Raw genomic sequence first — 21364 nt, 5'->3', positions numbered from 1 at the left:
ATTAGGGATTTGTCATGACATCAATTGAATTATGGGCCATCGGCATTGTTGCAGTTGTTATCGCAGGGATTGTGGGGTTTCTGGTGGGGCGCCGCCAGCCTGTTGGCAGCCCTGAACAGTTGAAGCAACTGACCCAGGCACATGAACGTCAATTATCGCAGGTTCAGGCTGAACTGGATGCCTATCAGGAAGAAGTACATGCTTATCATGAGAAAACTGCAAATTTATTTGTCTCCATTGCAGCGCCCTACAAAGAGATGTTCGATCATCTGACGGAAGGCTATGACAAATTGGGTAATTTCACTGAACACAAAGTGTTACCGGATCGTGCCGGTGCTTTGTTAGATGGTCCCGATGCAAATAAGCACGTCGTACCCGAGCTGACTGAAGATCTGAAACTGCATGAAGAAAAACTCAAGGCTAAAGCAGCCTTAAAAGACTATTAATTGTTTTCCATAAGTAACTTCGCCAAACCACTTTCACGCTGATGTCGACGTTGCACAGCCTGCTGTAATACAGGCTGTGTCGACAAAATCTGCACGGTTTGCCGCGCTCTGGTCAGCGCGGTATACACCAGCTCCCGGCTCAATACCGCTGAATCTTCTTCCGGTAACAACAAAGCAATCTGGTCAAATTCTGATCCCTGACTTTTATGTACCGTCATCGCAAAGACGGTTTCATGTGCCGGTAAGCGGCTGAGTGGCAACCAACGTAATTCCTCACCAAACAGGAAACAAGCCTGCAATTCGCCATCGACATTGGGCAATATCAGCCCGATATCGCCATTAAACAGATTCTGCCGATAATGATTCTGCGTGATCATAATCGGTCTGCCGGGATAAAACGGCTGTGCTGTTCGCCAGCCCCGTTTCGCCAGCAAATTCATCATCATCTGATTGACTGCATAAACCGACTGGCCTCCCTGTTTAACTGCGCATAACACCCGAAACTGTTCAAATGCCTGAATACAACTGACGGTATCAGCACGCTGTTCAATCGCATTGATATAAAACTGGTAGCCAGTTATTAACTGGTCATGGATATGTTCTGTGGTGGGGCCAACCAAAGCGGAAGGTGTTTGATTGACCAATAAATCCGTGACCTGAGCGGCATCCCCCTGATTAACGGCCAAAGCTAATTGACCAACCTGCCCGCCCGCAGCAAAACGATAGCTGTGCTGTAATTTGACCAGACTATCCTGCAAAGGATTTATGTTGCCTGCAGGGGGTAAATCAATCTGGCTGATGTGTTTGACCCAGGAGCTGAACTCAGCAGAAAAGCTCGGTTGATCGGCACATAAGTTAGCGAGCACTGCGCCGGATTCAACTGAGGCTAATTGATCGCTGTCCCCCAATAAAATCAATCGTGCATGTAACGGTAAGGCTTTCAAGGTAATCGCCATCAGATTGATATCAATCATCGACGCTTCATCAACAATCAATACATCCACCGGTAATGGCCTTTCTGCTGAATAACGTCCCTGGTCAAAACGGGCACTGATGCCCAGTAAACGATGCAAGGTTTTGGCGGCGTATTGTTCGCCAGTATGTTGACTGATGGCCTGCTGCAAACGTGCTGCGGCTTTACCGGTAGGCGCTGCCAACGCAATACGCGGTGTGGACTCCAGTAATTGCAGACACTGCAACACCTTTAACACCACGGTGGTTTTACCGGTACCAGGCCCACCGGAAATGACACACAACTGGCGTTGCAAAGCACTTAATACCGCCACTTTCTGCCAGTCAATATCAGGCAGATCATTCTGCCAATCTGCCATAAACACCTGCAGCTTTGCTGTTTCCGGCAGCACATCCGTTGTTGTCAGTCGTTGCTGTATGGCTGTTGCTACCTGCTGCTCAGACTGCCAGTAGCGATATAGATACAGCAAGCCATCAGCTGTGAGAATCAATGGTTTGAATTCACCCGGCTGCCCCACAACCTCAGTGTTTTGCAATTGTTTTAACCATTGCGAAGACTCAGGTAACGCCTCCTGGATAGCCGGATTCAGTGAATAAAAGTCATGCAGATTCAGACACACATGGCCTTCGCTTATGGTTTCGCTGAGCAATCCTGCGGTTAAAGTCACCAATGGTTCTTCTGTTTGCTGTTGACGACAAATGTAAGCCGCAAACTGGTAAGCCAACTCAGAAAACCCGGCTTCCCTCAGCAGTTTCAACGCACTCATAAATCACCTGCCATCAGCTGATCCAGTGCTTCCAATAACTGCCGATCCAGCCGATCAAAATACACCCCGGTTTGTGACCACTCCGGTTGCATACCGCGTAAAAACAGGTAATACACACCACCAAAATGCAACTCCGGATCATAATCCGGCAGGCGCTGTTTTAAATGCCGGTGCAGCGCCAGGCTGTAAATCAGATACTGCAACGGATAACTGTGGCTAAGCATGGCATTTTGCAATGCTTCACCTTGATATTGAGATGGGTCAGATCCCAGATGATTGGATTTGTAATCGGCGATATAAAAGCGGCCTTCAGACTCAAACACCAAATCAATAAAGCCTTTCATAAAGCCGGTCAGATCCTGAAAAGTCAGATCGTTTGCCAGTTTCTGCCAGACCGAATCCCTGGCGGTTTGCTGCAGGACTTTTTTCAGCGCTGGCATTGTCAAGCCGGCCACCGGAAAATAAAACGCCATTTCATTAATTCGCTGGCTGGCTGGTAAATCACACAGGCGCAGCTTATTGTCAGCATCCAGTGGGGTTTTCAATACGTCCTGCAGCCATTGACTGACAACCTCTGTCCATTGGATATCAAGGCCAAACTGGGGCAATAATCTTTCAACGGTTTGTGATATCTGCTGAGGGTTTGCCGTATCGAACTCAATATTTTCCAGACATTTATGCAGGAAATTACCGGCCTGCCGGCCACGCTCAAAAGCAAAGCGATCTTTCACATTTCGTTTACTCAGCGTTTCAATATCAGCTGTGACCAGTTCGGCATCATAGTCCGGTTGTTCAGAAACATGACCGCGGCTTAATAATGAAAAGCTGCCGATGCGCCAGGGTTTATGGATCACGCCTTCAAAACTTCTGGCTTGATAACCCGTAGTTGCAGATTGATCGCCCTGATAGGCCAGCGGTGTTAGTGGCTGATAATCGGTCACGGCAATGTTGCCGGCACTACTGGCGGCCAACGCCTGTAAATCCTCACGCATACCGGCAGCGTTTTCGGTATGTAATAGCTGATACAACGCGGATTGCTGTATCTCCTTAACATTGCCCCAGACAATAACGCAGCGCTCTCTGGCACGTGTTAAGGCCACGTATAACAAACGCAACGCCTCTGCCTGCTGTTCCTCTTCAGCAACCTGCTGCGCTTCAGATAATAAAGGGTCAGTTAATGCGACACTGGGTTGATACTGATTTTTCGGATCATGAAATTCCACAATATCGGTTTTGTTTTTGGCGGTTCTGGCAGTCCAGCTGAACGGACAGAACACGATGGGATATTCCAGTCCTTTACTCGAATGAATGGTCATGATTTTGACCAGCGCTGCATCACTTTCCAGTCGCAGTTGTGCGGTTTCATCTTCTGCTGCACTGGCTTCCTGCTGTCTGGCAAACCACTGAATCACTGATTCGATATGATGATTCTGCCGTGCCGATTCGGCCTGAACCAGTTCGGCCAGATGCAGAAAGTTGGTCAGTTGCCGTTCACCATCATCCTGTTTAAGCAAACGTTGCAGACCATTATCCAATTGCAATAAAGCACGGAACATTGCCATAAAACCCGATTGCTGCCAGCGTTGCTGTAACAGCTGCAACTGGTCCATCAAAGCATTCCAGCGTAATTCATCCTGCTGAATGGCATACAGTGCCTCAGCAGAATATTGAAATAAGGGTCCGGCTAATAACGTGCTGAGACGTTGCTGATGATCCGGTTGTGCCAATGCCAGCAATAAACAGAAAATATCCGACGCCTGTTTGGAGGCAAACACATTTTCCTTGCCCTGCTGCACACTGTTAATGCCCCGTAACCGTAACGCCTGTTGAATCAACTGGGCTTGCCGGTGATTAGGCACTAACACAGCAATATCACCACCGGTTAACGGTCGTATATGTTTCGTGTCTTCATCCAACAGCCGTGCTTTATTGTCGGCAGCCAGATTTAATAAGCGGGCAATTTCATTGGTTGTTTGTTCAACGGCTACCGCAGTCATTACTTCTTTAGTCAGGGGTTTATCACTGTCTACATAACAGAACTGTAAAGCTGCCTGCTCGCCGTCATCCACTTGTAAAGCGGGCTGTTTATCACGTGACGCATCGACTTCGACAAACGGAATCTGCTCATAGATAAAAGGCGATGGCTTTTGCATAAACAGGCTATTCACTGCTTCAACCAGCGAGATATGTGAGCGCCAGTTTTTGCCTAATGTGTAAGTTTGCTGAGCATCCTGTTTAGCCTGCAGATAGGTGAAAATATCTGCGCCACGGAAACTGTAAATCGCCTGTTTGGGATCGCCAACAAAAAATACCGGTAAGCCGCTGGCTGAAAAGACCCGGCGGAAATTATCGTATTGCACCGGATCAGTATCCTGAAACTCATCAATCAACGCGGCTTTGAACTGTTCCCGCAATCTGGTGACCAGCCACTCTCCTTGTGGACCCTGCAAAGCCTGCGACAGATTAATTAACAGATCATCATAAGACTGCACTTGCTGCTGGGTTTTCTGCTGGGGTAAATGCTCACGGATAAACGTCAGCAACTGCAATCTTAAATGTTGCAGCGCCAGTGCATTTTGATTCTGATAATCGCTAAAGGCCTGATGAAAATCCTGGCAAGCCTGCCAGAACTCGGCATAGGGTAACTCCTGTCCGTCAACCAAAGCCTCTTCAAGTCGACTAACGGTAAACCGGTCAAACTGCTCAAACACCATGGAAGGCAAACTGGTTTCATTGAGCAGGTTCTCCAGCATTTGAACCCAGGATTTAACCCAATCGGCACGATATTTTTTACCGCTAAGGATCTTTTTATTGTTCAGCATCGCAATATAATCATCACGATGTTGTTGCCAGAGTCGTTTAACATTCTCAAAGCTTTGGCTGGCAGCCTGTTTTGCCGCGTGAGTATCCACTTCAGGCAAATCCTGAATCTGCAGATACGGTTTGCCTACCAGATTGCGAATCGACTGCAGCAGCGTTTCCGGTGTCTGTTTTTTGGCTAATAAATAAGCGCTGAAATCGTTATCGGCCTGCACCACATTTTTACGCCAGAAATCATCGGTAACAGAAAGTAATAATACACGGTCATCGCCAATCAAATCCATTTCAAACGGACTGCCGGACTCAAAAGCAAAGTCTTTCAATACCTGCTGACAAAAACTGTGAATGGTAAAAATCGCCGCTTCATCAAAGCTTTGAATCGCTACATCCAATCGTTTTAAATCCGCAGTGCGCTGTGGTTGTTTATCCAGAATCAGCTTGCGTTCATCACTCAGTTTTTTGCGTAACCGATCGCGTAACTCCTGAGTCGCCGCACGGGTATAGGTCACCACCAGAATCTGATCGACATTCAGCTGATGTTCCAGAATCAGACGCAGATACAATCCGGCCAACGTAAAGGTTTTGCCAGTACCAGCACTGGCTTCAATCAGATTGACGTCATGTAACGGGGTGGTATCGAGATCAAACTGCTTCATAGTTTGTCTCCTGCCATGGCATCCCAAATGGGTTGATAAACCCGCAAGCTCAAACTCTGGAACTCATCCGTTAATGGCGACTGTTGAAACAGTAATTGATGGTAAGGATCAGCATCTTCACCTGCAGTAAAACCTGACGTCCATGCCTTATAAGCTTCTTTTTCCGGGTCCGCCTTGCCAGCATTGAGCTCCGCTGCAGCATAAGCCAGACTGGTTTTTGGTAAAAATGGGATAGGTTGATGCAAGCCTTGCCAATAAATATCCAATAACTCAACCAGAAGTTGTTGTGGATTTTCAACTGGCTGCAACATCAGATAATTATCTTCACATTGCAGCTGACTGTGTAAGGCCACGCCTTCCGGTTGCAAGCAGTTCAATACCAGATGTGAACACCACAACCCTAATAAATCCTTGGCTTTCATTTTCGCCAGCCGGTAATGCAAAAGTCCTGATTTTGAAAGCCCTTCAAGCTGTCCGGTGAGCGTAAAGCCCTCACAGTCAAACTCAAATGCCAGTGGCGGTATCGGCTCAGCAGTTCTCAAAGGCTGTAATTTGTCAGTAAAGGCATCCACAGTTTCAAGTTGCTGGTCAAACAGCAGTTCACCAAAATAGCCATGTGGTAATACGCCGCTGGCGTTGATCACCGGTTGAATCTGACTCTGGTCTATTTTCGCTAAACGGCCATCGAGCATTTGCTGACGCATTGACCAGGCTTCCAGTCCATCCAAAGCAAAAGGTTCGCGAATTTCCAGCGTGGCATCCTCATTTTCATAAAAAAGGCCCAGACGATGTTGTGCCAGAAACTTTGCCGGATGACTCAAAAACTGTATCAGTTGCTTGAGACTGACAAAGCGCCAGCTGTCATCGGCATCCGGCAGTTTATTAGTAAACCAGCTTTCGGTTTCAGCCTGTTTTTGTGGTGGCGGACAGGCATCGGCGTTAAAGCTGAACAGTTTGTTATCTTCAGCAGAAAAATATCGTGGACTGAAGGCCTGCAATGGATGCCGTGTGAGTAACTGCTCCCAGATCTCGCCACCCTGCTCTGTCTGAAAGCGTCTGCTCAGTACATCGTTAAAGTCACTGACCAACACCGAAGGTGGAATTACCGCATTATCATGAATGCTGGCCCCGACATAGCTGATATACAGATGCCGGTTAGCCGACAGAATCGCCTCGAGAAACAGATAACGATCATCATCGCGACGTGAGCGATCACCCCGCCGGTAATCATTGGAAAGCAAATCAAAACCTGGTTTGGGTTGGCGACGTGGATAGCTGTTGTCATTCATACCAATCAGGCAAACCACGTCAAACGGTATACTGCGCATCGGCACCATGTCGCAGAATGTGAGGCCACGGCCCATAAACTGATGTTCGGCGCCGGGCAATTCAATATGCAAATCCAGCCAGTCGCGCACCAGATCAATCGATAAAGTTTGTTCAAAGCCGACCTGTTGGGCAGATTCGGTCAATGAATTGATGCCTTTTAAAACGGCATCCAATTGCAGCTGTTCGTTTTCGTCACCAATTTTAAACAACCTGCGAAGCCAATCCGCCAACACAATTTGCCAGTCAGCTGGACTACGCGGTCTGTTTAACACATCGCGTAATTGACTGAGCTGATCAATAAAGGCATTAAGCTGTGCCATTAACTGGGCACGTTCACCGGAGATCCCGCTGATCGGCAGTTGGTTATTAAATAACTGCCATTGATCACGTTCTGCCGGTGGCAAGGCATAGCCCAGCAATAAGCGGTCAAGTCCGGCCCGCCAGGTATTGGCATCCAACGCTGCCAGGCCAAGTTTTTGTTTATCCTGACCGTCCAGTCCCCAACGTATATGAGTTTCCCGTAACCAGCCTCGGATGGTGTCGAGATCAGTATGATCCAGTCGGAACTGTCGTTGAATAGCAGCACATTCCAGCAGACGCATAATGGTTTCAGCATCAAATCGTGACTGTGGCAAAGCCAGCAAATCAGTAAAGGCCGAAATCAGCGTTTGCTGCTGGGCATCACCTCGGTTGGCAATGCTGAAAGGAATAAAACGCTCGGCGGGTTGGCTGCTGAACACTGCTTCTATTACCGGTGCATATTTTTCGATATCCGGCGTCATCACCACCACATCGGTGGGGGATAAATCAGCATGTTTTTCAAACAGATCCAATAATTGATCGTGTAGCACTTCCGCTTCACGCATCGCGCTATGGCAACTGTGGATCTGCACTGAGTCGTCATCGGCAGAAACGGTAAACTTTTGGTTATCACTGTCGAGCTGATAAATATCCTGCTTTAGCTGACTCAGTAAATCGCTGGCTTGGGGTTGCAGGTAGAGCATTTCCGCTTCATGTGGAATGGCCTGCAACTGTTCAAAAAAGGTCTGACCCAGTTTGCCCAGACTGGCCAATAAAGGATGGCCGTTATCAGTGAAATCCTCTTCCTCATCAAATAACAGGCGTTGTTTGGCCTGAGATTTTTGATTCAGCAAATCGCCCCAATAGCCCTCGCTGGGTGACAGAAAATAAATCGAGACGTCAGTAAATTCAGCGATTTCGGCCAGCAAATCCAAATAAATCGGTGGCATCGCTGTCAGACCGAAAATGGCAATTCGTGGCGGTAAGATTGAGCTTGGAAACTGTTTGTTTTTCAGTGCCTGTTGCATCTTCTGTAACAGCCGCGCCCGATGCATCGGTTCGTCATCATCCTGTGTCAGCAATCGCCACAAAGCGCCTTGCCAATTATTTGTTTTACCCGTTTCCCATTGAGCAATCCAGTCCGGGCGATACATCAGATACTGGTCAAAACTATCGGCAATACGCTGTGCCAGATCCAGCATTTGACGAGCATCATCAGTTTCACCAAGATAACGACTGATCGCTTCAAATTCTGGTTGTTTTCCGATCGTTGGTAGCAGTTCGAAGATTTTCAGGCTCATCGCATCGGTTGAATACGGCGACTCGCGGGGAATTTCCGGCCAGACCTGGCGGAAAAGCTTCCATAACCATGCAGACGGAAACGGAAATTCAATATGTGCAGCAATCGATTGATTAGAAGCCAGGAATAAATTAAGCCAGCGGGCCAGCTCATTACTCTGCACCATCACGGTTTCAGCTTGTAATGGCGGTAAGGGATTTAACTGCTGGGTTTCAGCCAGATGCGCAGCCAGTTGCGACATCGAATTGCTGTAGATCACATTCAGCATGTTTTGTTTCCCTTAATCCAAAGCTGAAGATGGAATTGTGCTGAAAACTCAATCATTACGCGTTCGCCACATTGAACAAAATGGGTTATTCACAAGAGAATAGTGAGCGAAAAATAAGTCATATCTTCTTCATTATGCTTGGTCAATGATCGAGTAACCAGCCTTTTGCCACTGCCCGTTCGATATTATGTGTTATCCACTGGTGAATCTCCGGAAACAACTCTGCAATGAAAGCATGCGCTCCTGCGACCTGCGACTTTCTTACTTTGTGCTCTTTCCACGGTTTGCCATCATTATTAATATTCAATAAAAATGGCAGTATTCGATCAACAACCTTAAGTAACATTGCCTCGTCGCTGTTACCCAGCTCCTGCTCTTCCCATAAATCAGTCAGATCGTTAATGCTGTTTCCCGGATGAGCGTTTAACCTTTGCAGACAAGTGCGTTCGGCATGGTGGGCAGCACTGCGAACCCTGGCATACAAAAACGTATCGCCTGCATCAATTTCACCCAAATCATGTACCAAAGCCAGTTTGAACACTGTTTCCATATTGAGTTGAAGATTGAAATGTTCGGCGATTGACCAGCATGCCATTGCCAGATGCCAGGAATGTTCTGCCGAGTTCTCACGACGTTTACCACCGGTAATAAAACTACGCCGCTCCACATGTTTAAGTGCGTCCAGTTCAAGAAAAAAGTCTGTGATACTGTTGAGGTTAGTATCTGTTTTATGTTCAGGCGACATTATTTATCTGTTTAATTAAGTTCGGGGTAATGCTTCGATGATTTGCAGCACTTTGCGAGTGATTGCTTCGCGTTTGTATAAGTCCTCAAGCCGGTTTGGTGTATCCATATTCAAGGCAAAAAACACCGGTCCGGTTGGCCATTCAACCCAGCCTACCCACCAGCCGATTTGTCCTTCCCAACCCGTCTTTGCCCGAAGTATCCACTCTCGTCCGGCTTCAACAATCATAATATCTTTCACCAAACGCTGATCCGCTTTATCAAACGGTAATTCGTTCTGGTAAAGCTTTTTGAGAAACTGAATCTGCTCCTGAGCTGTGATTCGCAAATTGCCATCAATCCAGTAAGTACTGGAGTCTCCAGTTGGATCAGCATTGCCATAATCAATTTTGTTCAGATAGTCACGCGCCTTTTCCTCACCGATCTGTTCACCAAATTGCTCATAGACCCATACCGCAGAATTGCGCATTGATGAACGCAAATCCTGATCCTGATTATGCGGGGCAAAACTACGCTCCACACCATCCCATGGAAAAATCTGAAATTCATCTTTGATGATACCCGCATCAAGGGCAAACAAAGCATGGGGAATTTTGAATGTCGATGCCGGTGGCAAACGCTGTTGAGATCTCGGCTCATTAAACACCATTAGTTTTGAATTCCCCATGCGCTGATCCAACACAACTATCGTGCCTTGTGCAGCATGGTTATCAAAAATTGTCTGCCAGTCTGGCCGAACTTCTGTATCCACTTCAGCGAATGTATTTGCAGATAAGAATAAGCCACAATGAATAAAAATCAGCGCTACGCGGTTCATAAAAGTACCTTCATCAGATAAACATGAAAAAGGCGCCAAAGCGCCATTTATTGAAAGTATAATGTTGATTACAAGATATCAGGCAGAAACCATTATCTTTGCACCCAGTATCAGAAGTTTATTGTAAAACGCATCCGCACGGGGCAAATCTGTTTTTGTTACCGTCATCAAGAGGTAAACACTGACTGGACATGTTGTTTGGCTTGAGCTTTACGATGGATTTTTTTGCACATCTTATGAATAATTTTTTTTGAATGGAGTGATATTTTAGGTTGGCCGAAATAAGCTTGGAAAAACACCACTATATCCTTGGCACTCCATAGACCATTCAAATGCCGAATAAAGGTTGTTAAATCATGGATCGCAGCACGTTTTTTAAATAACCGATATTTTAATTTCTCAAGATCGATAAGTTTTACATCCCATTCGTTGGCTAGCTGACGAACCATAATATGTTTTGGATAGAGACAATTATGCTGATAGTGGTATTGGTGCAGATGATGGATCAATTTGGCAGTGCTTGTTAGCAGAGCTTTTCTGTCACACGAAGGTAACAGCTGAAAATCAATTTTATCCAGGCTGACATAGCCTTCTAACGCTTTGGTAACCAGAACAGCTTTGGATGCTTTTGTTTCAAAATATAAAACATCCAAAGTTGGGATGTTTTTAGCATTAAGTAATTGAATATTGCGGTATTCACGCAAAAACGTTGGAATGCCTTTAATCGGGTGCATTAGCGTTTTCGTCACATGATTTTCTTGTCTTTTGATAAAGACTTTTTGCGGTTGACCGAAGCTATCAACCACACATTTCACAACACCACTCCAGCCTCCACGACGAATATTGGGTGCTTCAAACCAAGGTGAGTTATTACGCCAAAAGGCATCGAAAGTATCGCTGTTCTGGCCTGCGGCAAAGCCTGATAGACTCATGTTATTTGGCATCACAGGTTCTCGTCTTTTTCGAGAATATAAGTCCGCCACATCGCGTATTTCGGCAGAAAATCCAGATGGGCTTTTATACGAAAAGCCGCTTGCGTAAATTCTTTTTCAATAATGTTTTTTGGAATGACAAATCGGTTTTGATAATCTCGATTTGCCCTGTTGGACTCGAGTTTTTTTCGCCGCCATGCTTTAAAATTTCCATCCACCCACAATGAAACAATCACAGTTGATTTGCTGACACGATGAAATTCTTTTAACAGCTTAAGACGGTCTTCGGATTGACCAATATGGTGTAATAAACGGATGCAGAAAATATTATCTACATAACCGTCACTTACCGGTAATGAAAAAGCAGACGCTTTAAAGGTATGTACTTTCTTTGAGAGTTGTTTTTCACGATACTGTAACCCGATATCAATCATCTTCTGACTGTTATCGCTGGCGAAGACAATTCTTTCAGGGTTTTCAGTCAGTACCTTCCAAAAGCGTCCTGTTCCACAAGGTACATCGAGCACGCTAAGTGGATCACCCGCAATTTTTAAGGCTTTTCTGGCGATCTGCTGATCTCGCCAATTTGACAATTTTCTTGCTAAACCATCTGCATGCTTATAAAAGTAGGCTTTGGCATGAAGTTCATTATATTTTTCTGAAAATTCAAGTTGATTGGTATCCAGGTTTGACATCTATGACATGCTCACTCTGATAAGGAAAGGAAGTGGCATTGTCAGTCTTCATGCTTAAGGGAAACTTAAGTTTATTTAGATACATTAAAAAGCAAGAAAATGAATACTGTAGTGATTTTTCCTATCAACAATCTCGCTGAATAACCTCTTTAAAACATAACGTTATCCGTAAAGAGTCTGCTGATTTAATAACCACACACCTGAAAATAAAATCGGAAAATCATAATGAAAAAACATACTGAAGCTCATAAAACGCAACATATTGGTTGGCTTCGTGCTGCGGTAATGGGGGCAAATGATGGCATTGTTTCCACAGCCAGTCTTATTGTTGGTGTAGCAGCTGCAGGCGCATCAACTGAGATCATCTTTATGACAGGTGTAGCAGGCCTGGTTGCAGGTGCTATGTCCATGGCGGCAGGAGAATATGTCTCCGTTAGTTCTCAGGCTGATACTGAAAAAGCCGATATTGAGCGTGAACGCGTCGAGTTAGCAACTGATCCGCTTCATGAGTATGAAGAATTGACCGCGATTTACATTCATCGCGGTCTGGATAAATCGCTTGCTCAACAAGTAGCAAAACAACTGATGGATAAAGATGCGTTAGTTGCTCATACTCGAGATGAGCTTGGCATATCAGAAGACTTCACCGCAAAACCAGTCCAGGCAGCATTTTCATCCGCGGCTACCTTTACGGTTGGCGCGTTATTACCCTTGATGGTGGTGCTTTTGGTCTCAAGTAATCGATTGATAATAAGTGTTTCCATCAGTGCTTTAATAGCATTAGCGATTTTGGGCGCATTATCAGCAATGATTGGGGGAGCATCCGTTACAAAAGCCGTCTCACGTGTTGTGTTTTGGGGGGCATTGGCAATGGGACTGACGGCTTTGGTTGGTCATTTTTTTGGAGTTTGAGATCCTTCTGGGACGCGATTCTTAAGCTGTCCTGCCGAAAAAAAACCTTAAAGTGGATTAGGGATTTCCTTTTCTTTTTGTTGGAAAACCACTGTGACTACTGTTCCGTGACCAAGGGTGCTATCTAAGTTAATAGTCCAGTGCAATCGATCACATATCCTTTTGACGAGATTTAGTCCCAGCCCTGTTCCACCAACCTTGGTACTGTAACTACGTTCAAACACCTGAGTTAGCTTGTCAGCTGGGATACCTTCACCCGTGTCGCTGATCGAAAATTCATTGTCGCTAATGTGAATCCGTATGATTCCTCCCTGAGTATGCTCGATAGCATTTCGCAGTAGATTGCTAACGGTTATCAGCACCAGATTAACGGGCAGAAATAATTGTGGTGAACCCAAATAATTACGTTCAATCAACAATGATTGGTCAGCGATCTGTCCGGCATAATCTTCCAGACATTGCTCTACCAGAGCCGCGAGGTCTATTGAGCTGTCCTGATAGATCTGGCTGCTTTCTTCGCGCGATAAAAGAAGCGTCGCTTCGATGAAGGCAAGCATTTCTGTACAGGCTCGGTTTATACGTTCCAACGCTCGCTGCGACGCCGGGCTATGAGTATCGGCCGAGAGTACATCCAGGGCGCCCATCATCACTGTCAGCGGTGTGCGTAGCTCGTGACTTGCCGCTGCAGTAAAAGATCGCTCCCTTTCGACAAATTTCTCCAAACGTTCCTGATATTTATCAAACGAGGAAGCAATCTGACCGATCTCCGTACCGACATAATCATCAGCAATACGTAAGCCCGTTTGTCCCGGCTCAATATCGGTGAGTCGCCGCGACAGATTCTGCACCGGTGCCAATATAGCCCGTGTAGCACTCAAACCCATGGCAATTGCCACGATCAATACCAGAAAAAGGCCATAGAGAAGCATACGTAATACAGCATGTTCCTGTGCTTCCCATTCGGTAATATCGTAGGTCAAATAAACAGGACTCCCATTCCATTCGCCCACTTCAACCTGATAAACCGAACCTCCCATCGAGACCGTGTGATGTGATCCTGGCTCCAACTCAGCGAACTCTGGGGCAATATTTGTGTTTTTACCACCAATAAGAAATTCCCAGCCAGTGAATAATGCATTTTCATGATAAGTGCCATCATCCAGTTGCGCCGTTAGCACCCGCAACTGCTCAGCGACCATGTCACCGAAAACTCTTGCCTCCAGTTGTGACTTGATGAGCAACACGCCTCCTGCAAACAAAAAACTAGTGACGCTGACGATGAGTACAAGTGCAGTGAGTATTCGAAATTTAACGGATGCTTTAGATTTCATGGAAGTGATGGCTCGGCAACCAGTCGGTAGCCCGCTCCATGAATAGTGTGAATCAGCTTGGTGGCGAACGGTTTATCAACCACATTGCGCAGGCTATAGATATGCATGCGCAACACATCATTATCGGGCAGCATATCTCCCCAGATGTGCTGCTCCAGTTCTTCACGGGTGACAACACGATGCGTATTTCTCATCAACAGCTCCAGCACTTTGCGTTGCACTGGATTGAGTTCCAACAGCTGACCAGCTCTTGTAGCAGCAAGAGTCTGGGGATCGTAGTGTAAATCGCCCACTATCAATGTCCGTGGTGTGTGAGAGCTGCCACGTTTTATGAGTGCCTGCAGCCGCACTTCGAGCTCCTTCACGGAAAAAGGTTTCACAAGATAATCATCGGCCCCCGCCTGAAATCCCTCTAATTTATCGTCAAGCTGATCACGCGCTGTCAGCATCAGCACCGGCACATCGTTGCTGCCTTCATTCCGCAGACGTCTGCATACCTCCATGCCATTAAGTCCTGGCAACATAATGTCAAGGACAATCACGTCATAACGCTCGCTCAGCGCGAGCTTCAAACCATGTGGTCCAGTCGCAGCAAAATCGAGCACATGCCCCTTGGGCTCCAGATAGTCAGCAATGTTTGCTGCGATGTCGCGATTGTCTTCGATTACCAGCACTTTCACTGCCACCTCCTTACACCAATTAATAACTTTGTCAGTGTCAATCGGCCCATGTCAAAAAAAAGTCAACTCAACGGGTTGACAATTTATTTACAACTTCTGACTTAGGCTGACGTAAAAGCTTTCACCCTATCCCAACTGATAAAGGGAAACTTTACAAAGTGAAAAAAACACACCTACAACGCCTTACAACACTAACCATTTTAGTTGCGTTCTTGGCCACGCCAAATCTCCACGCTCAGGAACTCGATCATGCGCCACTTATCACGACTCAAGATTTAAATTTTACTACCCTGCTGGAACAGACGTTGGCACATGCCCCTGAAGCTTTGGAAACCGAAGTACGGACAGAGCAGGCGCAGGCCATGGTAGATGTTGGTGAAAGCTGGATTGCTGGCCGGCCAAGCGCGCAACTAGACTATATCGACGATCAAATGCTCAGTAACCTCGGTGAACGCGAGCTCACTTATGGCATCACTTTACCCCTGTGGCGATCTGGTGAGAGGAACACCATGCAAGCCCGGGGACAACAATACAATGTCCAGGTAGCAGCGTGGCAAGAAGCTTTTACTCTGACGATGGCAGGACGACTACGCCAGGTACTGGCAGACATGCAGGATGCAGATTCTCTGTTGGCAACAGAACAACACGCTACAGCAGATGCCCGGCAATTACTGTCAATTGCTGAGTCCTTGCACTCTGCGGGCGAAACTGCACGGCGTGATGTTTTGCAGGCTCAAACATTGCTGCTGGCCCAGCAACGAAATGAACTGGCAGCAGAGGCAGCCCGTGTTGATGCTGAACGTAAATACCAGATGCTGACTGGTCTGAATATCCGACCAGAAAAGCCGCATATCGAAACCCTTCAAACGACTGAAGAGGTTAGCCCAGAACATCCTCTATTGCGACTGTTAAGAAGCGATATCGATCTGGCAGCCGCCGAAATCAACAAGACAGAATTGGAGGCACTAGGTAACCCCACTATCAGCATTGGCTCACGTCGACAAAGAGCGGGTAATCAGAACGATTATCAAGATGCCTTGGCACTCTCAGTAACCATCCCCTTTGGTGGTCGCGCTCATGTCAATGCATCCACCAGTTCGGCGCGCCGCAATAAGGTCGACGCTGATGTGCGCTACCTCAATACTTACCGTGAATTGAACCTGCAACTTCACGAAGTTGCACACGAGCTTTTCACCTTGAATGAATCTCTGCCACTCAGCAAGGAGCAGGCCCAGCTGGCACGTCAGCAGTGGGAGATGGCAAAAACCGCTTTCGTTTCCGGCGAGACCGATATAAGTCAGGTAGTCATCGCCTTGCAGCAGAAGCGCCGGAGCGCCCGTGATCTTGAAGTGATTACTCTGCGACAAACCCGCCTGATTACTGAATTTAACCAAATCGTTGGAGTCCTGCCATGAGCTTTTTTTCCCGCAAGAAATTCGTTGTGGCTGTTTTGGCAATTTTTTCCGCATCCCTCAATGCTCAGGAAATCGTGCCCATTAACAGCGAAGATGTAACCAGGATGGGCATTGTCTTTGCTCCGGCTATCCCAGTAGACACAAGCACCGGCGCACGATATGCCGCGACAGTCGTCAACTCACCAGACAGCGCCGCAAGTGTGACAACGCCCTGGGCAGGTACACTGGTTTCATGGGCTCTTATACCCGGACAGAGTGCAAGTGCGGGCACTATTCTCGCCACTTTCAGTAGCCCTTCCATCTTGCCACTGCAAAACACCTGGATCGATGCCGTCTCTGCTCTGGAAGGAGCCGACTTCGAACTGCGCAAAGACGAGTCTCTATACACTGAGGGCGTTATCTCGAAACAGCGTCTGACAAAAACCCGTCTGCTAAAACAACAGGCGGTGTTCGCTGAACGCACTGCGCGATCACATCTGGCACAAGGCGGTTTCGATACAGCAAAACTCGAGGTGCTGCGAAAGCATGGATCAGGCCTGGGAGAATTCTATTTGGTTGCGCAGGAGGATGGCGTCCTGTCACAGCGCATGTATAACATCGGCAGCTATGTAGAGGCTGGGCAAATCATCGCTACGCTGAATGCAGGCACTCGCCGTTGGGCCAGCACTCATATTCCTGCCAAAGCAGCAGACGCATTGGAGATTGGCCATCAGCTGAGTATTGCTAACAGTGGCGAGACGTTGACCTTGCGCCAGAAGGATCTGGTCATCGACAGCAGTAATCAGACAATTAAGTTGCTGGCGGAGTTTAACGCCGATACTTCCTTCACCACGGGGCAGGTCTTATCTATTGTGCTGCCACCGGTCGGTAAGGGTGTGCTCATCCCTGACCGTGCGGTCGTGCATACTGGCGGTGAGACGATAATTTATGTGCGAACGGCCGCAGGGATTGAAGCACGTGCTCTGGAACTGCAATCTATCGGGGATGACTATCTGGCCTCCGAAGGCATTGCGGTTGGCGAGGAGATCGCCATTCAGGGCACGGCTGTTCTCAAGGGTATTCAACTCGGATTGGGTGGGACTGAGTAATGCTGTCTTCACTGATTCAATGGTCCCTCAGCCAGCGTCTGCTGGTCTTATTGCTGTCAATATTGTTGATTGGTTTTGGTGGTCGAGCACTGCTCAATATACCTATTGATGCCTTCCCCGATATTTCGCCGACACAAGTAAAGATCATCATCAAGGCGCCGGGAATGACCCCGGAAGAAGTAGAATCGCTTATTACGCAACCTGTTGAAGTGGAATTGCTGGGCATCCCGTTCCAAACCATGCTGCGCTCCATCTCCAAGTACGCACTGACCTCCATCACATTGGATTTTGAGGACGGTACCGACATCTACTGGGCTCGCCAACAGGTCACCGAACGACTCAGCAATGTCTGGGACAATCTACCCGGCGGCATCAGCGGTGGACTAGCGCCGATGAGCACACCACTGGGCGACATGTTTATGTTCACCATCGACAATCCATCCATGACCCTGGAGGAAAAGCGCTTCCTGCTGGACTGGACCATTCGTCCGGCGCTGCGTAACGTGCCTGGGGTTGCTGATGTGAACTCGCTCGGCGGCTTTGTTCGCACCTATGAAGTCAAACCTCTTCGTGAAGCCATGAGGGCAATGGGCGTTAACTTGCAGGATATCGCCGACGCACTCAGCGCCAACAACAAAAATGATGGTGCTGGACGGATTGATCAGGGAGAGGAAGTCATTCTGGTTCGCGTAGAAGGTGCGATTAACGGCTTTGAAGACATCAGCAATACCTATGTCGTAAACGCTGAGGGTGATCGCATTCCGCTAGCCGAAGTGGCACATATCACCACGGGGAGTATGGAGCGCTACGGCGCAGTTACGGCGGATGGTGGAGCAGAAGCAGTGCAGGGCCTGGTGATCGGGCTGCGTGGCGCCAATTCCCGTGAAGTTGTGCAAGGCGTTAAATCCAGGCTTCAGGCGTTGCAAGACACCTTACCAGAAGGCACACAGATCAGAGTTTTTTATGACCGTACGGTACTAATTGAAAGTGCCGTAGGTACGGTATCCTCTGCCCTTCTGGAAGCTGTGGTTTTGGTTATTATTCTGCTTGGTCTGTTCCTTGGCAATGTGCGTGCCGCACTCACTGTGGCTATCATCCTGCCCTTATCAGCCTTGTTCACATTTCTCATGATGGGAAATATGGGGATGTCGGCCAATTTGATGAGCCTGGGGGGCTTGGTTATCGCCATCGGTATGCTGGTGGATTCGTCTATCGTAATCGTCGAAAACATTGTCTCCTCACTTGCGCACCAGCGCGGCATACGACGATTGCCACATCTGCATATTATCTACCGTGCGGTGCGTGATGTGGCAGCACCTGTGACCTCCGGCATCATTATCATCGTCATCGTGTTCCTGCCGCTACTGACACTGGAAGGGCTTGAAGGCAAGCTTTTCGGCCCGGTAACGTTAACCATCGTCTTCGCACTGCTGGGATCGCTGCTGTTATCCCTGACATTGATTCCCGTCATTGCGTCATTCCTTGTCCGCTCCGATGCTCATGCCGAACCATGGCTGAGCCGGACCCTGGCAAAAACTTATGAACCTTTGCTGCGCAAGGCATTGCTGCATCCTGCCCTGGTTTTAGGAGCCGCAGGAGTATTGCTGGCTGCCAGCTTTGTGGTGTTTCCACTGGTTGGCAAGACCTTCATGCCTACTATGGATGAGGGTGACATTCTCATCCAGCTGGAAACAATTCCTTCGATCAGTCTCGAGGCAAACACTCGTATCGTGCTTCAGGTAGAACGTGCGATTCTTGATGAGGTTCCGGAAGTAGCACGCATCGTCTCACGTATCGGTTCAGATGAGATGGGCATGGATCCGATGGGACTAAACGAGACTGATATTTTCCTGCAGTTGCGTCCCGTCGAAGAATGGCGTGTCGCGACCAAGACAGAACTTGAACAGCATCTTCGCGAGGTCATGGATCGTTTCGTTGGGTTTAACTATGGATTTACACAGCCGATCGACATGCGTGTATCGGAGATGCTCACCGGCTCGCGTGGTGATGTTGCTATCAAACTGTTCGGTCCAGACCTGGACACCCTAAACTCCATCGCACAGCAGATCGCCACGCAAGTGGAAGCTATTCCCGGTGCTATTGATACCTTTGCAACACTTAATGAGGGCGCTCAATATCTGCAAGTGAGTATCGACCGCATCATGGCCGGGCGGCTGGGACTGGATGCTGATGCACTGCAGACCCGTCTGCGTGCGGAGATTGAAGGCGTCAACGTGGGCAATGTAATTGAAGGCAGCGCGCGTGTTCCCCTGATGTTGCGCTACGAAGCTATTGAAGGTGACGGCCTGACGCGTCTTAGCGACAGCTTTATTGACTTGCCTGATGGTGGCAAGATTCCGCTGTCAGAGATAGCAACCGTTGCCCGTGTCGAAGGCCCAATTATTATCTCCCGTGAATCCGGCCAGCGCTTCAGCGTGATCCGCACTGACGTAGCAGAACGTGATCTGGTGGGCTTTGTAGAAGAGGCACAGAAGCTGATCGCAGATAATGTCGAGATGCCGGATGGATATCGTTTGGAATGGGGCGGTGAGTTCGAAAATCAACAGCGCGCCGCCGCACGTCTAATGCTCGTGGTGCCACTTGCACTTGCATTGATCGCACTGTTGCTATTTTTGACGTTCCATTCCATTAAACAGACGCTAATCATTCTGTCTAACATTCCTTTTGCCCTGACAGGCGGACTAATCGGTTTGTGGCTGACCGGTGAGTTTCTATCTGTGCCAGCTTCGGTGGGATTCATCGCCCTGCTGGGTATTGCAGTATTGAACGGCGTGGTAATGATGACTTACTTCAATCAGTTACGAGCCAAAGGTCTGGATATTGCCACAGTAGTAACCGAGGGAGCACTTCGTCGGCTGCGTCCAGTGATGATGACAGCCACAATCTGTGCGTTCGGACTGGTGCCACTGTTACTGGCTACCGGCCCAGGATCGGAGATTCAGCGACCACTGGCGATCGTAGTGATCAGTGGACTGATAAGCTCCACACTGCTGACACTTTTTATGCTTCCGATCATTTATAAGGCATTTCATCGTCCCCTCAACAGCTCTGGAGACAGTGTATGAACACGTCAACGCATGAACAAACCGCCGAGGAAATCTGCATACTGATGCTCAACATTGCACCGGAGCTTGAGGAAGATCTGGTTGACTACCTGCTTTCCATTGAGCAGATTGTGGGCTTTAGCTCATACACAGTGTACGGACATGGTCAGCAGCATGGGCTTAGCGTGGCAGAGCAGGTCTCGGGGAGGCGCAAGCGTTCTCAATACGAACTGATTGTTAATGTGTCGACCATACCACTGATTCTCTCCGGTCTGGCCGAGGCAGTGGGACGTGATATCGTCTATTGGCAACAGCCTGTCAGTAATTTCGGCAGAATCGAATACTGATGGTGTTTATTTAACAAATAATGGTCAGTCAGTCCCCTTGAAATTCAATATCAATTTGGGCAACTTAGTAGCATGAAACCGAGCAATGTCACTACTGTGATATTCATAAACTTCATTGATATTTAAAGATAAAGGCGCAAAAAAGCGCCTTTTCAAAAGTGCAATTTTAAATTACCGAATTCATTCCTGCTTGATCAAATAAACATTTTTCAACCCTTTAGGTGACAGAGAACCATCCTCGTTAATGACCAAGACCTCTTCGTCCTCTTCACTCAACTCAATTAACACCTCGTCACCATCAACTCTATATTCATATTCCTGCATCTGACCTTTTTCACGAATCATGACTTTGCCATTCGGTTCAAACGTGAAGTGATAGATGCCAAGGTCATCTGTATAAGTGCCTTCAAGCCCTGAGCCGCAGGCTGTCAGCCAGAGAGAAAACAGACTAATAATAAGTATTTTTTTCATCTGCTTATT

At 47.7% G+C, this 21364-nt stretch carries 16 protein-coding genes; 6 read left to right on the top strand and 10 right to left on the bottom strand.

Annotated elements, in window-relative coordinates; genetic code table 11:
- The first annotated feature begins 14 nt into the window (after positions 1-14).
- On the top strand, positions 15-446 hold the full coding sequence (locus B2337_RS04735) for a YhcB family protein (RefSeq protein WP_136552886.1): 432 nt from the start codon (positions 15-17) through the stop codon (positions 444-446).
- Here the strand turns inward: B2337_RS04735 and recD are convergent.
- From recD to B2337_RS04700, 7 genes are all read right to left on the bottom strand, one after another.
- Positions 443-2185 (bottom strand): exodeoxyribonuclease V subunit alpha, encoded by a 1743-nt coding sequence (recD, locus tag B2337_RS04730; protein ID WP_292414314.1) that lies wholly within the window; start codon positions 2183-2185, stop codon positions 443-445. The two genes, B2337_RS04735 and recD, sit on opposite strands and share 4 nt — an antisense overlap.
- Complete coding sequence (gene recB / locus B2337_RS04725; protein WP_292414315.1) at positions 2182-5661, bottom strand: exodeoxyribonuclease V subunit beta; 3480 nt, start codon at positions 5659-5661, stop codon at positions 2182-2184. The genes recD and recB overlap by 4 nt, the downstream gene beginning before the upstream one ends.
- The gene (recC, locus tag B2337_RS04720; RefSeq protein WP_292414317.1) at positions 5658-8858 is read right to left on the bottom strand and encodes an exodeoxyribonuclease V subunit gamma; all 3201 of its coding nucleotides are present in this window, start codon (positions 8856-8858) and stop codon (positions 5658-5660) included. The genes recB and recC overlap by 4 nt, the downstream gene beginning before the upstream one ends.
- 142 nt (positions 8859-9000) lie before the next feature.
- Entirely contained in the window at positions 9001-9603 is a 603-nt protein-coding gene (locus B2337_RS04715; protein ID WP_136552878.1) for an HD domain-containing protein, read from the bottom strand.
- A 15-nt stretch (positions 9604-9618) separates the two neighbouring features.
- Complete coding sequence (blaOXA, locus tag B2337_RS04710; protein WP_292414319.1) at positions 9619-10419, bottom strand: class D beta-lactamase; 801 nt, start codon at positions 10417-10419, stop codon at positions 9619-9621.
- A gap of 167 nt (positions 10420-10586) precedes the next feature.
- Complete coding sequence (locus B2337_RS04705; RefSeq protein WP_136552982.1) at positions 10587-11363, bottom strand: lipopolysaccharide kinase InaA family protein; 777 nt, start codon at positions 11361-11363, stop codon at positions 10587-10589.
- Positions 11363-12046, bottom strand: a complete 684-nt coding sequence (locus B2337_RS04700) for a class I SAM-dependent methyltransferase (protein WP_292414320.1) — start codon at positions 12044-12046, stop codon at positions 11363-11365. Before B2337_RS04700 ends, B2337_RS04705 begins: the two co-directional genes overlap by 1 nt.
- Before the next feature lie 225 nt (positions 12047-12271).
- Here B2337_RS04700 and B2337_RS04695 point away from each other — a divergent pair, with 225 nt between their 5' ends.
- Positions 12272-12958, top strand: coding sequence for a VIT1/CCC1 transporter family protein (locus B2337_RS04695; protein ID WP_211116081.1), 687 nt, complete (start codon positions 12272-12274; stop codon positions 12956-12958).
- A gap of 47 nt (positions 12959-13005) precedes the next feature.
- On the opposite strand, the gene B2337_RS04690 is transcribed toward B2337_RS04695, so the two are convergent.
- Positions 13006-14289, bottom strand: coding sequence for a sensor histidine kinase (locus B2337_RS04690; RefSeq protein WP_292414321.1), 1284 nt, complete (start codon positions 14287-14289; stop codon positions 13006-13008).
- Positions 14286-14969, bottom strand: coding sequence for a response regulator transcription factor (locus B2337_RS04685; protein ID WP_136552867.1), 684 nt, complete (start codon positions 14967-14969; stop codon positions 14286-14288). Before B2337_RS04685 ends, B2337_RS04690 begins: the two co-directional genes overlap by 4 nt.
- 158 nt (positions 14970-15127) lie before the next feature.
- On the opposite strand from B2337_RS04685, the gene B2337_RS04680 reads away from it, so the two are divergent.
- From B2337_RS04680 to B2337_RS04665, 4 genes are all read left to right on the top strand, one after another.
- The gene (locus B2337_RS04680; RefSeq protein WP_136552865.1) at positions 15128-16384 is read left to right on the top strand and encodes a TolC family protein; all 1257 of its coding nucleotides are present in this window, start codon (positions 15128-15130) and stop codon (positions 16382-16384) included.
- 74 nt (positions 16385-16458) lie between these two features.
- Positions 16459-17472, top strand: coding sequence for an efflux RND transporter periplasmic adaptor subunit (locus tag B2337_RS04675; protein ID WP_292414322.1), 1014 nt, complete (start codon positions 16459-16461; stop codon positions 17470-17472).
- On the top strand, positions 17472-20558 hold the full coding sequence (locus B2337_RS04670) for an efflux RND transporter permease subunit (protein WP_211116080.1): 3087 nt from the start codon (positions 17472-17474) through the stop codon (positions 20556-20558). The genes B2337_RS04675 and B2337_RS04670 overlap by 1 nt, the downstream gene beginning before the upstream one ends.
- On the top strand, positions 20555-20884 hold the full coding sequence (locus B2337_RS04665; protein ID WP_136552860.1) for a DUF3240 family protein: 330 nt from the start codon (positions 20555-20557) through the stop codon (positions 20882-20884). The genes B2337_RS04670 and B2337_RS04665 overlap by 4 nt, the downstream gene beginning before the upstream one ends.
- A gap of 180 nt (positions 20885-21064) precedes the next feature.
- Here B2337_RS04665 and B2337_RS04660 read toward each other — a convergent pair whose 3' ends face one another.
- Positions 21065-21355, bottom strand: coding sequence for a hypothetical protein (locus B2337_RS04660; RefSeq protein ID WP_136552858.1), 291 nt, complete (start codon positions 21353-21355; stop codon positions 21065-21067).
- Between the last annotated feature and the right edge of the window lie 9 nt (positions 21356-21364).

The sequence above is a fragment of the Methylophaga sp. UBA3192 genome, from assembly GCA_002363955.1.
Lineage (GTDB): Bacteria > Pseudomonadota > Gammaproteobacteria > Nitrosococcales > Methylophagaceae > Methylophaga.
Note: the sequence above shows the minus strand (reverse complement) of the source record. Positions and strands in the feature narration are given on the sequence as shown.

Excerpts from the sequence above, each read along its gene's own strand:
- B2337_RS04735 (WP_136552886.1), top strand. The coding sequence starts at position 15 with ATGACATCAATTGAATTATGGGCCATCGGCATTGTTGCAGTTGTTATC.
- recD (WP_292414314.1), bottom strand. The coding sequence starts at position 2,185 with ATGAGTGCGTTGAAACTGCTGAGGGAAGCCGGGTTTTCTGAGTTGGCT.
- recB (WP_292414315.1), bottom strand. The coding sequence starts at position 5,661 with ATGAAGCAGTTTGATCTCGATACCACCCCGTTACATGACGTCAATCTG.
- recC (WP_292414317.1), bottom strand. The coding sequence starts at position 8,858 with ATGCTGAATGTGATCTACAGCAATTCGATGTCGCAACTGGCTGCGCAT.
- B2337_RS04715 (WP_136552878.1), bottom strand. The coding sequence starts at position 9,603 with ATGTCGCCTGAACATAAAACAGATACTAACCTCAACAGTATCACAGAC.
- blaOXA (WP_292414319.1), bottom strand. The coding sequence starts at position 10,419 with ATGAACCGCGTAGCGCTGATTTTTATTCATTGTGGCTTATTCTTATCT.
- B2337_RS04705 (WP_136552982.1), bottom strand. The coding sequence starts at position 11,363 with ATGCCAAATAACATGAGTCTATCAGGCTTTGCCGCAGGCCAGAACAGC.
- B2337_RS04700 (WP_292414320.1), bottom strand. The coding sequence starts at position 12,046 with ATGTCAAACCTGGATACCAATCAACTTGAATTTTCAGAAAAATATAAT.
- B2337_RS04695 (WP_211116081.1), top strand. The coding sequence starts at position 12,272 with ATGAAAAAACATACTGAAGCTCATAAAACGCAACATATTGGTTGGCTT.
- B2337_RS04690 (WP_292414321.1), bottom strand. The coding sequence starts at position 14,289 with ATGAAATCTAAAGCATCCGTTAAATTTCGAATACTCACTGCACTTGTA.
- B2337_RS04670 (WP_211116080.1), top strand. The coding sequence starts at position 17,472 with ATGCTGTCTTCACTGATTCAATGGTCCCTCAGCCAGCGTCTGCTGGTC.
- B2337_RS04665 (WP_136552860.1), top strand. The coding sequence starts at position 20,555 with ATGAACACGTCAACGCATGAACAAACCGCCGAGGAAATCTGCATACTG.
- B2337_RS04660 (WP_136552858.1), bottom strand. The coding sequence starts at position 21,355 with ATGAAAAAAATACTTATTATTAGTCTGTTTTCTCTCTGGCTGACAGCC.